Annotated in this window: 16 protein-coding genes; 6 read left to right on the top strand and 10 right to left on the bottom strand. The window is 49.3% G+C overall.

Translation table 11 applies throughout. The features are described 5' to 3' along the window. The first annotated feature begins 76 nt into the window (after positions 1-76). From HNR75_RS10170 to HNR75_RS10150, 5 genes are all read left to right on the top strand, one after another. On the top strand, positions 77-1,114 hold the full coding sequence (locus tag HNR75_RS10170; protein ID WP_188026861.1) for an ABC transporter substrate-binding protein: 1,038 nt from the start codon (positions 77-79) through the stop codon (positions 1,112-1,114). A 149-nt stretch (positions 1,115-1,263) separates the two neighbouring features. Next, positions 1,264-2,064, top strand: a complete 801-nt coding sequence (locus HNR75_RS10165) for a LuxR C-terminal-related transcriptional regulator (protein WP_188026860.1) — start codon at positions 1,264-1,266, stop codon at positions 2,062-2,064. A gap of 89 nt (positions 2,065-2,153) precedes the next feature. Beyond that, positions 2,154-3,410 carry a Zn-dependent hydrolase gene (locus HNR75_RS10160; RefSeq protein WP_223157857.1) on the top strand — a complete coding sequence of 419 codons (1,257 nt, stop codon included), beginning with the start codon at positions 2,154-2,156 and terminating at the stop codon, positions 3,408-3,410. Then, complete coding sequence (locus HNR75_RS10155; protein WP_188026859.1) at positions 3,407-4,309, top strand: dimethylarginine dimethylaminohydrolase family protein; 903 nt, start codon at positions 3,407-3,409, stop codon at positions 4,307-4,309. The genes HNR75_RS10160 and HNR75_RS10155 overlap by 4 nt, the downstream gene beginning before the upstream one ends. 155 nt (positions 4,310-4,464) lie before the next feature. After that, on the top strand, positions 4,465-4,965 hold the full coding sequence (locus tag HNR75_RS10150) for a GNAT family N-acetyltransferase (RefSeq protein ID WP_188026858.1): 501 nt from the start codon (positions 4,465-4,467) through the stop codon (positions 4,963-4,965). A 49-nt stretch (positions 4,966-5,014) separates the two neighbouring features. Here the strand turns inward: HNR75_RS10150 and HNR75_RS10145 are convergent, their stop codons facing one another. The 7 genes from HNR75_RS10145 to arfA form a co-directional block, all read right to left on the bottom strand. Then, positions 5,015-5,974, bottom strand: coding sequence for a glycoside hydrolase family 43 protein (locus HNR75_RS10145; RefSeq protein WP_188026857.1), 960 nt, complete (start codon positions 5,972-5,974; stop codon positions 5,015-5,017). A gap of 127 nt (positions 5,975-6,101) precedes the next feature. After that, positions 6,102-7,100 carry a substrate-binding domain-containing protein gene (locus HNR75_RS10140; RefSeq protein ID WP_188026856.1) on the bottom strand — a complete coding sequence of 333 codons (999 nt, stop codon included), beginning with the start codon at positions 7,098-7,100 and terminating at the stop codon, positions 6,102-6,104. Between the two features lie 74 nt (positions 7,101-7,174). Then, positions 7,175-8,488: an extracellular solute-binding protein gene (locus tag HNR75_RS10135; protein WP_188026855.1), complete on the bottom strand. Its 1,314-nt coding sequence runs from the start codon at positions 8,486-8,488 to the stop codon at positions 7,175-7,177. A 97-nt stretch (positions 8,489-8,585) separates the two neighbouring features. Then, entirely contained in the window at positions 8,586-9,491 is a 906-nt protein-coding gene (locus tag HNR75_RS10130; RefSeq protein ID WP_188026854.1) for a carbohydrate ABC transporter permease, read from the bottom strand. Then, positions 9,491-10,372, bottom strand: coding sequence for a carbohydrate ABC transporter permease (locus HNR75_RS10125; RefSeq protein ID WP_246358865.1), 882 nt, complete (start codon positions 10,370-10,372; stop codon positions 9,491-9,493). Before HNR75_RS10125 ends, HNR75_RS10130 begins: the two co-directional genes overlap by 1 nt. Continuing rightward, a complete protein-coding gene (locus tag HNR75_RS10120) occupies positions 10,369-11,466 on the bottom strand; it encodes an ABC transporter ATP-binding protein (protein ID WP_188026853.1) in 1,098 nt (365 codons plus the stop codon). Before HNR75_RS10120 ends, HNR75_RS10125 begins: the two co-directional genes overlap by 4 nt. Before the next feature lie 5 nt (positions 11,467-11,471). Then, positions 11,472-12,983 (bottom strand): arabinosylfuranosidase ArfA, encoded by a 1,512-nt coding sequence (gene arfA, locus HNR75_RS15615; protein WP_188026852.1) that lies wholly within the window; start codon positions 12,981-12,983, stop codon positions 11,472-11,474. 410 nt (positions 12,984-13,393) lie between these two features. On the opposite strand from arfA, the gene trxC reads away from it, so the two are divergent. Next, a complete protein-coding gene (gene trxC / locus HNR75_RS10110) occupies positions 13,394-13,849 on the top strand; it encodes a thioredoxin TrxC (protein ID WP_188026851.1) in 456 nt (151 codons plus the stop codon). A 54-nt stretch (positions 13,850-13,903) separates the two neighbouring features. Here the strand turns inward: trxC and HNR75_RS10105 are convergent, their stop codons facing one another. The 3 genes from HNR75_RS10105 to HNR75_RS10095 all read right to left on the bottom strand — a co-directional run bounded on the left by HNR75_RS10105 (position 13,904) and on the right by HNR75_RS10095 (position 18,965). After that, positions 13,904-16,420: a beta-glucosidase gene (locus HNR75_RS10105; protein ID WP_188026850.1), complete on the bottom strand. Its 2,517-nt coding sequence runs from the start codon at positions 16,418-16,420 to the stop codon at positions 13,904-13,906. A gap of 305 nt (positions 16,421-16,725) precedes the next feature. Then, positions 16,726-17,727: a helix-turn-helix domain-containing protein gene (locus tag HNR75_RS10100; protein ID WP_188026849.1), complete on the bottom strand. Its 1,002-nt coding sequence runs from the start codon at positions 17,725-17,727 to the stop codon at positions 16,726-16,728. Next, positions 17,724-18,965: a Bcr/CflA family multidrug efflux MFS transporter gene (locus tag HNR75_RS10095; protein ID WP_188026848.1), complete on the bottom strand. Its 1,242-nt coding sequence runs from the start codon at positions 18,963-18,965 to the stop codon at positions 17,724-17,726. Before HNR75_RS10095 ends, HNR75_RS10100 begins: the two co-directional genes overlap by 4 nt. Positions 18,966-19,204 lie beyond the last annotated feature (239 nt).

The raw sequence follows: 19,204 nt of genomic DNA, 5'->3' as shown, positions 1-19,204 counted from the left end.
TTATCTTCACATCGTGCTTCAATAAAAGACGATGAATCAACCAGTTAGAGAACACATCAAAGGCAAGGACACCAAGATGAATACTTCTTTGAAATTATTGACGTTAATGACGGGCTTCGCCTTATCTCATGCCGTGCTGGCGGATGATTTATCCGTTATCTCCTTTGGTGGCGCCAACAAGGACGCACAGACGAAAGCCTATTATGAACCATTTACCAAAGAAACCGGCATCAAGGTCATCGCTGGTGAATACAACGGCGAAATGGCAAAAATCAAAGCCATGGTTGAATCAAAGAGTGTTTCATGGGATGCCGTCGAAGTTGAACTGTCCGAAGTTCAGCGCGGATGTGATGAAGGCCTGTTTGAAAAAATCGACTACAAAGTCGTTGGTGCGAAAACCGATTTTCTGCCCGGTTCAGCTGTAAAATGTGGTGTCGGGATGTTTGTCTGGTCTACGGTTGTCGCCTATGACAGCAACAAACTAAAGACCGCTCCCACCTCTTGGGCTGACTTCTGGGACACCAAAAAATACCCGGGCAAACGCGGACTACGCAAAACAGCCAAATATGCACTGGAAGCCGCATTACAGGCTGATGGCGTCAAGCCGGCCGATGTTTACAAGGTGTTAGCTACTTCCGAAGGTGTTGAACGTGCGTTTAAGAAATTGGACGAGCTGAAACCGAATATCCAGTGGTGGGAAGCCGGTGCTCAGGCTCCACAATATCTGGTATCCGGCGATGTCATTATGACAACCGCTTATAATGGCCGGATAACCAATGCGATCAAGGAAGGCAATCCTTCGCTGAAAATGGCTTGGGACACCAACACTTACGAGCAGGATTACTGGGCTATACCGAAAGGTTCACCGAAAAAAGATCTGGCCCTGAAATTTATAGCAAGTGCAGTGCAGCCGGAAAAACAGGTGGAATACGCCAAGATCGTTCCCTATGGCCCTACCAACAAAAAAGCAGCAACCATGCTGACCCCGGAACTGGCAGCGCAATTGCCAACGTCTGTCGACAATATGAAAAACGCAGTAGCCATTGATGCCACCTTCTGGCTGGATCACGGTGAAGAACTGGAGCGTCGCTTTAACGCCTGGGCCGCGAAATAATCCCTTTTCGATATCATCCTTTGATGACCGGAATCACTGCTTTCGGTCATCTTTTTTCCTGTTCATCAATTTGTTATTGATTGCCGTATCGCGTTGCTATCCGCTATATACTATCTCTCCCGGAGTCATCAGTGGTTTCTTTATCGCAAATGAGCACGCGTAATTCATTAAATGATCATTCGTTAATCCATGGTGTGGCTGATGTCATTCTTGCTGTCGGGCAGGATAGTTTTATCGACAAGCTGACCTATTTGCTGCGCAGTGCCACCAGTTTTGATGACTATGTCATGCTGATGTATCACCCCAGCGCCGCCCCTGTTGTCTTAAGTTCTTCGTTTGCCAATACCGATCTCAGCGTCTGGGAGCGCTATATTCAGGGCGCCTATTTGCTCAGTCCCTTCTACGACTACTGCATGCAGGGAAAAAACGGATTCGTCACATTGAGCGAAATCGCACCGGAAGACTTCTATGACAGTGCCTATTACGATGATTATTTCCGGCCGTCACGACTGATCGATGAGGTCTGTTTTGTGGTACAAGGACAAGAGCAATACAGTTACCTGTTATCACTGGGCCGCACCCGGTCACTCTCCAGCTTTAATCAGCGGGTATTGGATAAATTAAAAGCGTTATCCCCGATTTTGCAGGCAACCATACAACTTGACGATCAGCGGCGGCATACCGAGCGTCATCCGCAGCAAACTTCACACGCAGCATTAAAACAACGGCTGCTGAATTATGGTAACGACAAACTCACTGCACGCGAACAGGACGTCATGCAACTGCTTATTCGCGGTTATTCCAGCAAAGAAGCTGCTCAAGTGCTTTCCATCTCTCCGGAAACAGAGCGGGTTCACCGCAAAAATATCTACGCCAAACTGAATGTGGAATCGCAGAAGGAATTACTGTCACAGTTATTTGAAGAAATTTTAAACGATATTCCTGCCTGATTTCTTGGTTTCTTATACCTCAACAGGGTGATACCCACCACTCACCCTGTTAGCTAGCATGACAGCATGATTCTTAAGATGAGTGCATCATGAATTTATCCCAACTTGCTATCAATCAGACCCGTTTGCTGGAACATCTTAATGCTATGGCGGATATCGGTATGACCCCGAAAGGAGGCTCTAATCGTCAGGCGCTGACCGATGAAGATAAACGAGGCCGGCAGTTGTTCCTGGACTGGAGTTCCCAGATTGGCGGGAAGGTTCGCCGGGATCAGATGGGAAACCTGTTTGTGCGCTGGCCGGGACAAGATAATACTTGTCCAGCGATTCTGATGAGTTCACATCTTGATACTCAGCCTACCGGCGGTCATTACGATGGTGTCTATGGTGTGTTAGCTGCGCTGGAAGTGATGACCACGCTGCGCGAAGCTGGCATCACAACACGACATCCACTGGAAATTGCTGTCTGGACCAATGAAGAAGGCGCTCGTTTTGCACCAGCCATGATGGGCTCCGGTGTATTCAGTGGTGCGCTTGATCAGGCCAGCATGCATCAATCTGCAGATAAATCCGGTATCACCGTCTACGATGCCCTGATGGAAACAGCACAATGGGGTGACATACCATGCCGCCCTTTTCCAATCGCTGCCGCACTGGAATTACACATTGAGCAAGGGCCGATCCTGGAGAATCAGTACCGCGACATCGGTATTGTCACCGGTGTGCAGGGAATGAACTGGTTTGACGTCACACTGACTGGTGAAACTACTCACGCCGGGCCAACGCCAATGACAATGCGACGCGATCCAGTGGCGGCTCTCGCGCCGTTACTCAGCAGTCTTTATGCGCTCGCCGCACGTCATGGCGAACAGTCTCGCTTAACCATCGGCGATATTAAAACCCTGCCTGGAGCCCGCAATACCGTACCGGCACAGGTGATTTTTTCTGTGGATTTGCGTCATCCCGAGCAGTCCGCACTGGAAACCATGACAGCAGAATTTCAATCAATTTGTGCAGAATGCCATGGTGCTGTTGCTGTGTCAGTCACCCCGGTCTGGCACTCTCCGGCGGTTCAGTTTAATCCGCAGTGTATTGATGCCATCACCCGCGCCAGCCAGCAACTGGGTTATACCGCCCAGCCAATTGTCTCCGGCGCCGGGCACGACTCGGTATATCTGTCGCGGGTTGCACCGGTCGGCATGATCTTCATTCCTTGTAAAGACGGCATTTCTCATAACGAACTGGAATATGCCTCACCAGAACAGCTAACCAAGGGCGCCAACGTATTGCTTCACGCTGTACTCCGGCTGGCAGCCCCTGACATCCATCAGAAGGAAGTTATATGAAAGGATTTTTACAATCCCGCTCACTTAATGGCGGTACTCCCGTGCTGAAAGAATGGGGCATCACCTCTGAGACGGGTACATTACGCGAAGTCTTGGTCGGCTCTATTGAGCATTTTTCATGGCGGGACGGCAATGCAACATCACGCCGCCACATGCGGGATGGTGTGCAGTTTGATGCTGCTATTGCCAAAGCACAATATCAGGAAATGCTGGATGTTTATCGTCAGGCCGATGTGAATGTGCACATTCTTCCACCGCAGGCTGACCAGCCCTACTCTATCTACGCGCGCGACTCATCGGTAATGACACCGTGGGGTCCGATTGTGTGCCAGATGTATAGCCCATGGCGACGTGCAGAATGGGTGTCTGTACTTAACTTTTATCGGGAAAAAGAGATCCCCATTTTTGACGTTGTCAGCGCCGGTACATTTGAAGGCGGTGATTTTATGCTGATTGAACCCGGCGCCGTGCTGTGCGGCTGTTCGGGAGAACGCACCAGTTTGGCCGGGGCGGAACAGGTAAAAGGCTGGTTTGAAAAAGAAGGCTGGGAATTCAAAATCGGACGATTTGATCCACATTTCCTGCATATGGACGTTCAGTGTGTCATGGTGGCAGATAAGCTGGCAGCGGTATGCCGGGAAGTGTTACCCGATGATGTGCTCATTTGGCTGAAACAGAAGAACATCGAGTTTATCGATGTGCCTTATAAAGATGCGATGGAACTTGGCTGCAATATTGTGTCATTAGGTAATGAACGTGTGCTGTTACCCGCAGAAAGCAAGAAACTGAAAGCGCAGTGTCTGGCGCATGGTCTGACGGTATTCGACCCGGATATCAGCATGATCACCAAAGGTGGTGGTGGCATACATTGCATGTGCCAGCCGTTACGTCGCGATTAGTATCTATTCCGACAGAGCAAGGACGACCCAAGCGTCGTCCTTTTGATTTATGTAACCCGGAAACAGTAATTGAATTAGAGGGTACTTATCCCATCCAGGAATACAAAATCAGCCATACTCATAAGATTACGTGTTCCCATTTACCGGGGGGCAACATGATCATACGAAAAGAAACACCGGCGGATTTTGATGCCATTTCTGAAGTCTCGATCGCGGCGTTCAAAGATCATCCGTTCAGTTTTCATACGGAACAATTCATCATCAACGCATTGCGGAACGCCGGGGCGCTGACCCTCTCGCTTGTGGCGGAACTGGATGGACGGGTTGTCGGTCATGCGGCCTTCTCGCCAGTCACGATGTCTGATGGCACGACAGGCTGGTATGGTCTGGGGCCGATTTCCGTATTACCTGACTATCAGCAGCAAGGCATTGGCAAAGCGCTGCTGAACGAAGGCTTATCTCAGTTGAAAGCACTGGGCGGACAAGGCTGTGCACTGGTTGGCGAGCCGGCCTATTACCAGCGTTTCGGTTTCAAAAATTATCCGGAACTGGTGCATGAAGGCATCCCGCAAGAATATTTCATGATCCTGCCCTTCAGTGAAAAAATTCCCCAAGGCTTCATTGCCTTTCATGAAGGGTTCAAGGCAACCAGTTAGCAGCCAGGCGGCACGCCTGTTATATCAGTGCCGCCGGTTGCATGCGCAATCACTCTATCGAGAACTCCGTTTGCGGCGATCCAAACACCGGAAACCCGTCCTTATTCCAGCTTAAAGTCTGAATACAGGTATGACGATTCGGATCCCATAATGGGTCGCCTTCGATTTCGGTATAATTCCGGGCGTGATAGACCAGTAAATCCTGTTTTCCGTCTTTCGTTTGGGTGAAACTATTATGCCCCGGCCCGAAAATACGTTTTTCCCATGATGTCTGAAATACCGGCTCCGAGTGCTTGTGCCAACTTGCCGGATTCAGCAGATCGGCATTCTGATCCGCGTATAACAGCCCCATACAATAGTTTTCATCGGTGGCACTGGCGGAATAACTGATAAAGATCCGGCCATGACGTTTAAGCACTGATGGACCTTCATTAACCCAAAAACCGCGGGTTTCCCAGTCAAATTCCGGTTTGCTCAACAAGACCGGTTCAGACAGTAGTTCTGTCGGGCTCTTCATCTGAGCAATATAAAGACTTGAATTACCCCGGATATCCGGATGTTTCTGTGCCCACACATAATAAAGCTTTTCGTCATGGGTGAAGGTGGTGGCATCCAGACAAAATGCGTCAATCCCTGAGTCGACCTGACCTAAAAAGCACCATTTCCCTTCCAGCGGGTTTTCACTTTCATTGCCAATTACATACATCCGATGCTGAAACGCAGCGTCCTTGATTTCCCGGTTTGGCGCGGCGGCAAAATAGATATACCAGTGGTGATTAATATAATGAATTTCCGGCGCCCAGATCAGATCACTGTACGGACCTTGCTCCGGTTTTTGCCATGCCGTAATAATCTCGTTCGTCGTGCTTAATTCCGCCAATTCCTTTGAGCGTCTTAATTCAATACGATCGTATTCCGGAACGGAGGCAGTGAAATAATAATAACCATCCGTATGCAGATAAATATGCGGATCAGCCCTTTGTTCAATAACCGGGTTCATAATTTTCATGTTGATAACTCCGTTGCCTGAAACAAAAATAAAAAACAGATGAAATTCAGCGCGCACCAATCCCTCGTCAGATAAAGACGCAAAAAATGGAACTAAAACCTGATTTAAAAGTGAGTTGATCTACCGTTTATGTCGATTCACGGATATATAACTCACCTTCAATCTTTATCAGCGGTAATGCCTCTTCCGGCGACACCTTGCAAATCAGCTCGACCGCTTTCCGGCCCATCTCGTCATAAGGCAGATCAATCGAGCTTAATCCCGGGGTCAGTTCACTGGCTAAAAGCTGGTTGTCATATCCCATCACCGCAATATCGTCCGGGATAGTCAGACCTTTTTTCGCGATAGCCTGATAACAACCCACCGCCATTAAGTCACTGGCGCAAAATATTGCCTCCGGTCTGGGGGTTAACTCCAGAAGACGGAGCGTTTCCAGATAACTTTGCTTGACCGACCAGTTGCCTTCGACAATCCAGTCCAGATTGGCCGGAATATCGGCATTCACCAGCGCCTGCTGATAGCCCTTTTGTCGCTGGATAGATGACTCAGACCAGCTCTCCCCGGTGATCATGGCGATATAGCGGTAATTCCGGGAAATCAGATGACTGGTCGCCCGGTAACCTCCCAAAAAATCGGCGGCGACAACCGCCGTAATCGTGCTGGGAACATCGCAAAAACAGTTCAGCATGACCGTCGGGATCGGCGGTGCATCGTCCAGAGGCGGTATCGACTTCGGTGTATTCGAAGCAAAGATCATCCCCTGATAGTCGTCTTCTTTTATCTCGGAAAAGATGGCCTGTCTTAGCTCTTCGTCCTCTTCGTAATCGAAGACCACCAGCAGGTAATCGAGCTCCCAGGCTCTGGTTTTAGCGGCAGAGACAGCGTTGATGAACGGGTCATGCATGTTCAGACTATTCACCACCAGCGCAATACGCGGATGCATATTGCTGTGGCGGATATTCTGTTTCAGTGCATAGCCCAGTTCCCTGGCTTTATTCAGCACTTTTATGCGTGTGGCTTCCGACACTTTAATGCTGTCAGAGCCATTCAGGATAGCGGACACCGTCGGCTGAGATACCCCAACTTCGGTGGCAATATCGCTCATTGTTACTTTCTTCTTACGCATATTCTGCCTATCACTCTACCGCTAAAATCCGATTCAGAACCCGAAACAAACCGGGTCAGACCATCCTTCGTTGACTACAAGTTGGCCAGCATTTCGTTGACCCGGGACTCGGCGTCCGCCAGCGCAGCATCGACTTCTTTGGCGCCGGTAATGGCGGCCGCCAGCTCTTCGCCAATGATGTCCTGAATGGCGAACTGCCGTTCAACCTGGCTTGGTAAACCAGTACCGATTTTGGTCACTTCCATCAGGTTGGTACGCTGCGGCAGTGCCTGAAACTCCGGTTTTTCCAGCACGGCTTTGACGCTTGGCAAATGGCCGGTACGCGACCACTGGAAGTCATTTTCAGCCATGAATTTATAGAAGGCCCCGATAGCGGCCAGTTCATCCGGGCTGTGTTCCTTGTTTGGCATGACCCAGGAGTGACCATCTACATAAGTGGCTGCTTTTGCCTTATACAACTGAGGGTAAGGCATTGCGGCATAGCTCTCATACAGTGCACTTTTCGCCTTATGCGATTCTGCATCGTAGGTACCGAGCAACCAGTTACCATTCAGCAATATACCGCCTTCCCCGTTGGAAAACGCTGACACAGTCGCCGGATAATCCATGTTTTTAGTGGTCAGACCTTCGTCATAGATTTGTTTGAACAAGCTTACAATATTTTTTGCTTCCGGCGTGCGGAGTTGTATGTGCGTCGGATCTTTAAATATTTCAGCGCCTTGCTGGAACAGATAAGTATAGAAAAGACGCGCGTAGGCGGCGGTTTCATTCGACAAAATCTGCACGAAATACGGTTTGCCGGTCGCCTGTTTGAACTGTCTTGCCTGTTTCAGCAATTCATCCGGCGTGGTGGGCAGGATCGGTTTCCCGGAAGCATCCATCAGCCCGGCTTGCTTCATTAACTTGGTATTGATGTGATACAGCATGGTCCAGGTATCAATCGGCAGACCATACATCTTGTCAGCGCGCACTACGCCGTTCTGCGCCGTTGACGTAAAGATCGATTTGTCGACTTGCGCCTTTGCCAGAATATCGTCGATTGGCAGGATCAACTCACGCGACTGGTAATCGGCAATTACGGAATTGTGCATTGTCACCAGATCAGGCGGCGTTCTTGATGCCATCTGCGCGGTCAGCTGATCGTAACCCGGCCATTCCACCGTGGAGACTTTGACTTCAATATCCGGATGCTCGGCACTGAATTTATTGATCAGCGTGGTCATGATGCCGCATTCGCCTTCCGCGGCACTGACGTCGGTGCTTTTGCCGTATTCGGCATCACAGGCGCCAAAGAAACGCTGCAGGTGTAACTGGGTTGCGGCAAATGCACTGGATGCATTCAGTAACGAAGCCAGGGTCATGCAAACAAAAACGCGTGAATGTTTCATTATTCATTCCTTTCCTGAACGAGATCATCTCTCATATTCGTTGTTGTGTTGTTCTGTTACTGCATTCTTTAGTTACGGCATTGATTCATCATGTCTGTCACTGTTTCACAGCACCTCCCGACACAGCGGTCACTATGTGTTTCTGGAAAAAGATGTAGACAAGAATGATCGGGATCGCCGAGAAAATGGCCTGCGAAGAGAGGAAGCCCAGCCCTTCACTCTGTGCGAAATTGGATTGTGATGACGCGATACCCACCGTCAGCGTGAACATCTCTTTCTGCGTCGCGGAAATCAGCGGCCAGAAATAGTCGTTCCAGGAAGTCAGAAACGTCAGGATGCCCAGCGTCGCCTGTGCCGGCAGCGTCAACGGGAGCAACACCTTCCAGAAGATTTTGAAACGGGAGGCATTGTCCAGTAAGGCGGCTTCATCAATCTCTTTCGGGATCGCTTTGAAAAACTGCGTCATCAGGAACACGCCAAATGGTGCCGATAAACCCGGTAAAATCAGCCCCAGATAGGTGTTATGCAGACCTAACTGACTGAACAGCTGATGACGGGCAATGATCACCGCCTGTTCCGGCACGGCCAGCCCCATCAGGATCACCACAAACAGCACCCGTTTGAACGGAAACTCCAGACGGGCAAACGCATAGCCAGTCAGAGAGGACAGAGCCAGCACGCCCAGCGTCATACAACCGGAGACAATCAGACTGTTCTTCAGCCAGCCGAATACCGCAGAACTCTCCATAATGTTCAGATAGTTCTTCAGCGTGTAAGGGAAACGGAACACCGTTTCCGTCCCCATCATCAGTTCCTGGTTCGATTTGAATGACAGCCCCAGCGTCCACAGGAACGGCGCCAGCATCACCAGCGACAGCAGCACGGTAAAGATCAGCACGGCTCTGCTGGTTTTGGTCACCCCCGGGTTATGGGTCACTAATTGTTTGTCGGTATCAGAAGCACGCATCTGAAGACCTGAATTCATAACTTTGGCTTGTGACATCAGGCATTCCTCTTTGAACGGCTGGAGACAAAAAACTGTGCCATCGCGGCCACCAGAATGACGGCGAACAGGATCTGAGACGCGGCAGCAGCAAGGCCGATATCCCAGCGGCGGAAACCAACGTCATAAATGAACATCACCATCGACCGTGACGAGTTGTTCGGGCCGCCGTTGGTCATGAGCAGTGCCTGTCCGAACAATTGAAACTGCATGACGATTTCAATAATGACGACCAGGACAATGGTGCGCATGATGGATGGGATCGTGATCCGGAAGAACACAGTCCAGCGGCTGGCGTTATCCAGCGCGGCTGCTTCGTAAATCTCTTTCGGGATCTGCTGTAACGCAGCGATAAACAGCATCATCGGCAGACCCAGACACCACCAGACCGTGGCGACCGCGACCGCAATCAGTGACCAGTTGGGGTCGGACAAGAAGGCGATCGGCTCCAGTCCCAATTTCGTAAAGATGTTCGCCATCAGCCCGTCATTCGGGATAAAGACGATGCGCCAGATCAGCGTGACCACCGTGACCGACAGGATGGTCGAGGAGAAAAAGATCCCACGCAGACTGGCGGCAACCCAGGTCTGTTTATTCAGCGCAATCGCCAGAAACAGACCCAGTACGACCAGAGCCGGCACCGTCAGCAGCACAAAATAGAGCGTATTCGTGACGGTCTGCAGAAAAATCTTGTCGCTGAGTAACCGCTGATAATTGGCCAGACCGACAAAACGGCCCGAACCAAACAGATCCACTTTTTCAAAGCTCAGGCTGATCCCCCATACCAGCGGGATCAGGATCATCGCGATAAACACCAGCAGATACGGCAGGATGAAGGCCAGATTCAGCCACTCACCCCTACGGACTTGATCTCTCATCATGCTTCTCCGTGGTAAGCGACACCGTTGGCGTCAAACAGATGAACCGCAACTTTGTTCATTTTCAGATGCACTGTTTCACCGGAACTGATCTGCGATTTGCCATCGGTATCGGCAATCAGCATCCGACCGTCAGCCAGGCGGACATACAGCAGCGTACGTTCCCCTAACCGTTCCACAAACGAAACGATGCCACTGACTTCGGCCTGCGATTCATCAACCAGATCAATATCTTCTGCCCGTACTCCCAGTTCAAAACAGGCATGCGGGTCCGGCAGTTTTGCGTAATCAATGCGGGTTGCGATCGGCTTCATGCCGTCGATATGCACCGTGGTGGCGCCACCGTCATTGCTTAGTGCCGTCACATTGACGAAGTTCATGGCAGGCGTACCAACAAAACCGGCCACAAACTTCGAGGCAGGTCGCTGGTAGATTTCGATCGGGGTACCGATCTGTTCAATCCGGGTGTTATTCAGCACCACGATACGATCCGCCAGCGTCATCGCTTCCACCTGATCGTGGGTAACGAAAATCATGGTGGCTTTGACGCGCTGATGCAGTTGCGCCAGCTCAATACGGGTGCGGCCACGCAGTGCGGCATCCAGGTTGGAAAGAGGTTCGTCAAACAGGAACGCCTTCGGCTCTCTGACAATGGCCCGCCCGATCGCGACACGCTGCCGCTGACCGCCGGAAAGCTCTGCGGGTTTACGCTTCAGCAGGTGCGTCATTTCCAGCATTTCGGCGGCGGATTTGATCCGGGTACGGATCACATCCGGGTCAGTGCCAATGTTTTTCAGCCCAAACGCCATGTTGTCTTCCACCGTCATATGCGGATATAACGCATAGTTCTGGAACACCATCGACACATTGCGCTTACCGGGCGGCAGTACATCAAGGCGGTTCTGATCCATCCAGATCTCGCCGTCACTGATGCTTTCCAGACCGGCGATCATGCGCAGCAACGTGGATTTGCCGCAGCCTGACGGGCCTAAAAAGACAATGAACTCGCTCGGTTCGATCGAGAAAGATATGTCATTCAAAATCGTCAGATCATTGTAACGCTTGGTTAAATTTCTAATTTCGATAGCCGATGACATAACGGTCATTCCTTTAACTGGATGAAATGATAGGAAAGAGGCGCAACTGAGATCTCAATCTGATGATTGTCGATAACCAGAGCCTCGCCTTTATCGGGTCGGATACGATCTGGAAACTGGCTGGAGTTGCAGCTTTGCAGATCGTGACCACTAAGAATCTGATGCGCACTGACGTGCAAATTCTGAAATTGCTGAAATTCGGTACGAAGAGCGATGTGTTCACTCTCGTGGCGGTTAACAATGAACAGGCTGAGTGTCTTCTCTTCCTCATTGTAAACCGCAGACATATCGATATAAGGCACGTTACTTGCCCATTCCACCGCATAGCCAGGGCTGTGAATGTCTAACTGCAGCGCGTTGCCGCGTGCATGCCGTGATGCCAGCATGAACGGATGAAAAATGGTCTGTCGCCAGGCCGCGCCGTTCTTTTCTGTCATGATCGGTGCAATGACGTTCACCAGCTGCGCCAGACAGGCAATTTTGACGATGTCGCTTTTACGGATAAAACTGTTGATCAGACAAGCGACCAGCAACGCATCTTCAAAGTTATAAATATCTTCCAGAATTGCGGGTGCATGCGGCCAGCCTTCCTGCCCTGACAATATTTTTTTGTCATGTTCCTCGGAGTGATACCAGACGTTCCACTCATCAAAACTGATATAGATCTGTTTGTCGGAATGCTTCTTCGCTTTCACATAATTGATGGTTGAAGCGACGGTATCGATGTAGCGTTCCATACGCAGCGATTGCGCCAGAAATTTGGCGGTATTGCGTTCGTGATTTTTGAAATACATATGCAGCGAGATGTAATCGACCGCGTCATAGGTGTGTTCCAGCACAGTCTTTTCCCACTCCGGGAATGTCGGCATATCGGGATTGGAAGAACCGCACACCACCAGTTCCAGATTCCGGTCAAACGCCCGCATGGCTTTCGCGGTTTCATAAGCAATCCGGCCATATTCATCTGCCGTTTTCTGACCGATCTGCCATGGGCCATCCATTTCATTGCCCAGACACCAGGTTTTGACACCCCAAGGTTGTTCACGGCCATTCTGACGACGGAGATCAGACCAGTACGATCCTTTCGGATGATTTACATATTCCAGAAAATTGCGGGCATCACTGAGCCCCCGTGATCCCAGATTCACCGCCAGCATCATGTCGCTGCCGACGGTTTCAGCCCAGCCAGCAAATTCATGAATACCGATCTGATTCGATTCACTGGAGTGCCACGCCAGATCCAGGCGGGTTGGTCGCTGTTCTTTCGGTCCGATACCGTCTTCCCAGTTATAGGCAGAAACAAAATTCCCGCCCGGATAACGGACGATCGGAACCTGCAACTCCTTCACCAGTTCAATCACATCACCCCGGAATCCGTCCTGATTGGCAGACGCATGTTCAGGCTCGTAAATACCAGAATATATCGCACGCCCCATGTGTTCGATAAACGAACCGAAGATTCGTTTATCAACTTCGGATATGACAGAGTTTTTGTTTACTGTAACCAAGACTTCCATGACCTGCTCCAATCGTAAACTTGCAGTCGGAATTGCCCGAAACCAGCAACTAATAATTATTAGTAATAATGTTAATTAACTTGTTTTCTCAGCAATCCTGTGTTTTCAGAAACAGGAGACAAATCACAATTACTGGTGAAAAAACACACGCTACGGAGGATATGCCGAATAAAAATGCGGGCAAAAGAAGCTGGGGGAAATTGTGCTCAGTCGAAAAATCCATATTTCCGGGAAAACCCAAAAAAGGGATTCAAAGGGAATTATGTGACGTACCAGATTACCGGAAAGGCCACAAAAAACAGGGATTAAACCAGCAAGGCGGAATGTTTTACGAACATTATGACTTTCACTTGAAACGTCATACGTTCGCACTTATATATTAATCATCGCTATCGCATCAGGAGGTTATGATGACCAACTCATCGCCGGTGCAACTCGTTTGCCCACATTGCGGGGTCATTAATCGTGTACCGTCAAACCGGCTGGGTGATCAGCCCGTCTGCGGCAAATGCCGGGAACCGCTGCTTACCGGAAAACCCATCAATGCCAATGACAAGAATTTCCAACGCTTCATCGAGAACACCGGTTTACCGGTAGTGGTTGATTTCTGGGCGCCCTGGTGCGGCCCCTGTCAGTCATTTGCCCCGGCGTTCAGTCAGGTCGCCGCTGAAATGGCAACGCAGGTCTGTTTTATCAAACTGGATACGCAGGAACATCAGCAGACCGCAGCCCGTTACCAGATCCGTTCCATTCCTACCCTGATGTTGTTTTATGAGGGACGGGAAATCACGCGCTTATCCGGTGCGTTACCAAAGAACCAGTTTCAGCAGTGGTTGCAGCAGCAACTGGCGGGGATCAGGACGTAAAGAATAAAAAAGGTGAACCCATGTTGTGGGTTCACCAAGGGCTAAAGAGTTATCTTATTCACTGACAGTAACAAAAGACTTATTCGCAAAGTTAGGTTGTAGCTGCAACGCACCCGGGGTTGTATTTTCTACCACGATCTCTTTATCAACCGAGAAAGTGATTGGTTCAACCGCAGACACATCCGACGATGAGGCTACGTAAACCTTATAAACGCCCGGTTCGACAATCCACTGATTATGGGCCTCATCAAAACTGGCCAGTGTTTCAGCTGAAATATTGAATGTCAGTTGCTGCGCAGAGCCAGATTCCAGCTTGTCAGTTTTAGCAAAGGCCTTCAGCTCAATCTCTGGTTTTTTCAGCTTCACTTCCGGCGCGTTGACATAAACCTGAGCAACCTCTTTCCCTGCTACCGCACCCGTATTCGTCACGTTGGTCGTGATGGTCACACTGCCAGTTTTACCCTGACTCAAGGTATTCGCTGATACAGCAGAGTTGCCAAAGCTAAATGTAGTGTAGGACAGACCGAAACCGAACGGATACGCGACTCCCTTATTAAAGGTATGGTAATAACGGTAACCGACATAAATGTCTTCGTTATAGTACTGGTTATAATCCGCCACTTTCGGTGTGATTGAGGTATCCACATTAGGATCAACAGGACCGGCGTTGTCATAGGTACTTTCCGTCACACCCGGGAAGGTCGCCGATGAAGGCACATCCTCATAGCTGGCAGGGAACGTCTGCGCCAGCTTACCGCTCGGGCTGACGACACCAGCGATAATATCGGCAATCGCATTACCCGCCTCCTGACCCAGCTGATAAGCCAGCAGAATACCGTCGACTTTGTCTTTCCATGCCGTAGTATCAATAACACCGCCGATATTCAGAATCACGACCACTTTCTTGCTTTGAGCATGGAATGCCGTTGATACATTATCGATTAACGCTGTTTCAGTCGCAGTTAACAGGTAGTCGCCTTCTGCTGCAGTGCGATCAGTGCCTTCGCCGGCATTACGTGAAATCGTAATCACCGCAACGTCACTGGATAAAGCAGCTGCATTGATTTGCTCAACCGAAACGTCAGGTTCCGGACAGCTAATAACTTCCGAAACACCAAACACATCGGTTGAGGCTGTTTTATTCGCGTTAAAGAATTCCTGATAGAACGAGCCTATTTCTGAATCAATGGCATATTTTTCTGCCAGACCATCATAAATGTTGCGGATATAGGGTGAATGTACATCACCACTCCCCGTACCGCCCTTGAAGGTATTAATCTGTCCAATACCGAACGAAGCCAGTTTCTGTGACGTTGCAACAGGCAATACTGAACCGTCATTTTTCAGCAAGACCATGCCTTCTTCCGCCGCCTGTTTGGCAATCTGAGCATGAGCATTCAAATCCGGGTTATTGGAATATGGGTAATTCTGTCCTGATGGCGCTTTGAGAACCTGCGTTAAGGTGCGCACGACATCCCGGTTGATGATGTCCTCACTCAACTGGTTATTCTTGTAAGCATCCTGCAAGACGGTCAGCCAGTCAGCACCCCGGAAGATACGATAGGCACCACCGGGCTGAATGACATCAGTACCCGCTTTTACCAGCGCCACCGGATCCCAGCCTGACCACCAATCGCTCATCGCAAAACCTTTGAAACCCCATTCATCGCGCAAGATATTCGTAATCAGATCTGTTCGTTCGCCTGCGTTGACGCCGTTAATCGAGTTATAGGAGGTCATTAATGCCCACGGATGCGATTTCTCCACGGCATATTCAAAACCACGCAGGTAAATTTCACGCAATGCACGTGGTGTGACAACCGCATTGACAGTTCTGCGGTTGGTTTCCGAGTTATTGGCAGCGAAATGTTTAATCGTTGCGCCAATACCCTCGCTCTGAGCACCTTCGACCACAGCAGCGGCGATGACACCCGAAATAAGCGGATCTTCGGAATAATATTCAAAGTTACGTCCGTTTAGCGGGTTCCGCTGAATATTCAGGCCAGGTGCGAGCCAGAAATCAACGCCATATTCTTTTGCTTCATTACCAGCCGCTTCACCCACCTCTTTCGCCAATTCCGCGTTCCAGGTTGATGCTAATAATGTTCCGGTCGGGAAAGCAGTCGCATAATAAGTACCGGATTCAGGTTCTAACCCTTCCTGACCCTCACGTGTCGGGTAAATACGAATCCCTGCCGGACCATCAACCAGCTTGGCCGCTGGAATATCAAGGCCGCTCGTTTCATTGTAAACACCGTTAATATATCCGGCAGCACCCGGAACTATCTTTTTAACATTGGCTATCTTGGAATAATCAGTGCCGAATGTTCTTGTACCATTGCTGGCAGGGGTGGTGGTATAGCCAGGGCCGATCAGCATATTAATCTTTTCGTCGGCCGTCATTTTGGCCACCATGCCTTCGGCCAGTGATTTGTAATAAGCATCGTCTTTCACTGTTGATTGAGATGCATCCTTTTTATCGTTTGAATCATTATTACAGCCAGCGACACCCCCTAATAGCGTCGAAATCACGATAGCCAATGTAGTCAGCTTTGTTTTTTGCATCGTCATCGTCAGTATTCCTTTATATTTTAATATTCAGATAATTGCATATCCGTATATAAAATGTTTTATAGCGATAGCCTGTTGAATAACCGGCCTGAAACAATTTCAAGGCCATATTAATTCATCATCAGGGGGCGATTCTTTTCATGGCGGAGCAGTTTTTATCATTTTGGAGCAACAATTAAAAACAAGATCAGGATCACAGTGCAGATACAGATCAAAATTTTCATTAATCGTTAATATAAAAAAGGCCATCCGGACTTATTCCGGATGACCAAGATATGGAAAATCATATACAGGGAAATAAAAAGCTATTTTCTGTTTCTGTATTTTACTGGTGACATATTCGCATGCAGACTGAAAAATCTGGAAAATATAGCCGGAGACGAGAAAAACATGGAGTCACTTATCTCCTGAATACTTTTATCGGTTTCAGCCAACAGCCTGCATGCCACGTTAAAGCGGACTCTTTTTAAAAGATCGGTAAAGCAGGTGTTTTCTTCTCGTAACCGCCGGTTAATCGTCCACCGGCTTTGTTTTAACGTATTACAGACATCATCAAAAATAGTCTTATCACCCTCTGCGGTATTCGAGTTAATAATAGATTCAATGAGTTCGGTGATAGTATGAGAAAATGATTTCGATTGTTTCAATTCTGAACAGACACTTTCGGCGGTGTCCTTTTGCAGCCGATGCAGCCTTTCATTAAAAAATACATTTCGCTCGTGCAAACTTTGACTGCCGATCAATAAAAAATTTGTACTCTGATTAAACAGACACTTTGATTGGAAGCAATCACTGACCACTTTTTCTGATGTGACAGGATTACCCACAAAACCAGCTTGAACAGACATGTCCGGCAGATATTCTCTTAATATATTGCGAAATAAAATAAAATTTCCTACAGCCGAGCCATTGCCAAGTTGTGGCGGCCCTTCATTTCGATATTCAATCATGATTTCATCATGATTGCTTTTCATTTCACAAATATCGCAATCGCCCATGATGGCACGATATTTTATGAAACTAGCAATCGCTTTATATGCAGAGGATTCATTCAGGCACAAACCAAACAAATCCGGAAAAAGCTGATAAAACCGGTCAATTGAAATCTGCCTGGAAAGAAAAGCATCATTATATTTTAATGTTTCCAGCATCAGGCTGTAATGCTGAACCTGCGGAATTCGGCCATTGGCTCTATTTAACTCGTAATTACTGATATTGCATTTGTGCAGCATGGCAGCGACATCAATGCCGCCATTTGCCAGCGCTTTAAATTTCCACTGAGTTAAAATATTGGCGACTGTTTTCATGCTGTTTTCCGGATAAAACGACGCAGCAGCGTGGCAGAAACCAGACTCCCCACCCCGGCTATGCCCACGAGCAATCCCATGGTCCAGGGTGTTCCGTCTGTTAACAGCCCCAGGATCGCGGCACTGATCACGCCGGAACCGTAATGCAGGGCTCCAATCAGGGATGAGGTTGTGCCCGCCTTGTGCGGCGCGGTATCCAGTGCACCCGCCACCGAATTGGCCACAATCAGCCCGTTCATCGACGTGAATACAAAGATCGGCACGGCCAGCCCGGCGACGCCACCCCAGCCAGACCAGGCATTGACCGCCAGCGCCACGCCGGCAACGGCGGAAAACCAGGTTCCGATATAGAACAGACGATCCACCCCTAATTTCATGACCAGGCGTGAATTGACCAGGTTCACGCCCATGATGCCAATAATATTGGCGCCAAACAGCAGCCCATAGGCTTGCGCATCCAGATGGTAGTAATCGATATAGGCAAACGGGCTGCCGGCGACAAAAGCATAGATCCCGACGTAAAAGAACGCACCGGATGCCACATAACCCAGCAGCACCGGGTTACGCAGTTGTATGAAATAATCCCTGAATGCGGCAGACAGCGGCTCTTGCGTCCGTTTCTCGCCGGTGAGCGTTTCCGGTACAGTGAATAAGGCAATAATGGAGATGCAACCGACCAACACCAGTGTCCAGAAAATGGCATGCCATGAAGAGACCGCCAGGATCTGCCCGCCCACCAGCGGCCCGATCAATGGCGCGATCCCCATAATCAGTACCAGCGTGGATAACATCTGCGCGGATTTTTCCCGGCCATACAAATCCCGGATCATGGCTCTGGCCAGCACCGGCCCGGCACAGGCTCCCAGCGCCTGCACAATACGCCAGCCAATCATCTGATAGATGGTTTCCGACATAGCACAACCGGCAGCCCCCAGCACAAACAGGATTAAGCCGGCAAAGATCGGCATCTTCCGCCCATAACGATCTCCCAACGGTCCCCACAGCAATTGTCCTGAACTAAATCCGATCAGAAACGCGGAAATCGTCAATTCGACACCACCGGAAAAGGCCTGCAGATCCTGGCTGATCACCGGCATCGCGGGTAAATAAAGATCGGTTGATACAGAAGAAAAGGACATCAGCAGACTTAACACGACCAGAACCCAGAGATCCTGCGTTGCCGGTGCTTCAGTCTTGATGACGCCGGAAGTTGTAAATTCAGCCTGAATTTCTGACATTGGATACCTCGCCGTTTTTCTCTTTTTAATTGTCACACGGCAAAACACCACAATTAATAGCGATAAATAGCATTAATCTTATGAGGATGATTCATATATCTATCCGCACTAACTTGAAGGACGGAGGGCATGAAGGGCGGAAGAGATGCAGGACGGGAAAGAAGCTAACGATGTCAGTTATGAATCTAATTCATAAGGGCTATCAGTATTAAAAGGATAATCATCCTTCCAATCCGGTG

The sequence above is a fragment of the Tolumonas osonensis genome, assembly GCF_014202415.1.
Lineage (GTDB): Bacteria > Pseudomonadota > Gammaproteobacteria > Enterobacterales > Aeromonadaceae > Tolumonas > Tolumonas osonensis.
The sequence above is the reverse complement of the archived record's forward strand: the minus strand, read 5'-3'. Positions and strand labels throughout refer to the sequence as shown.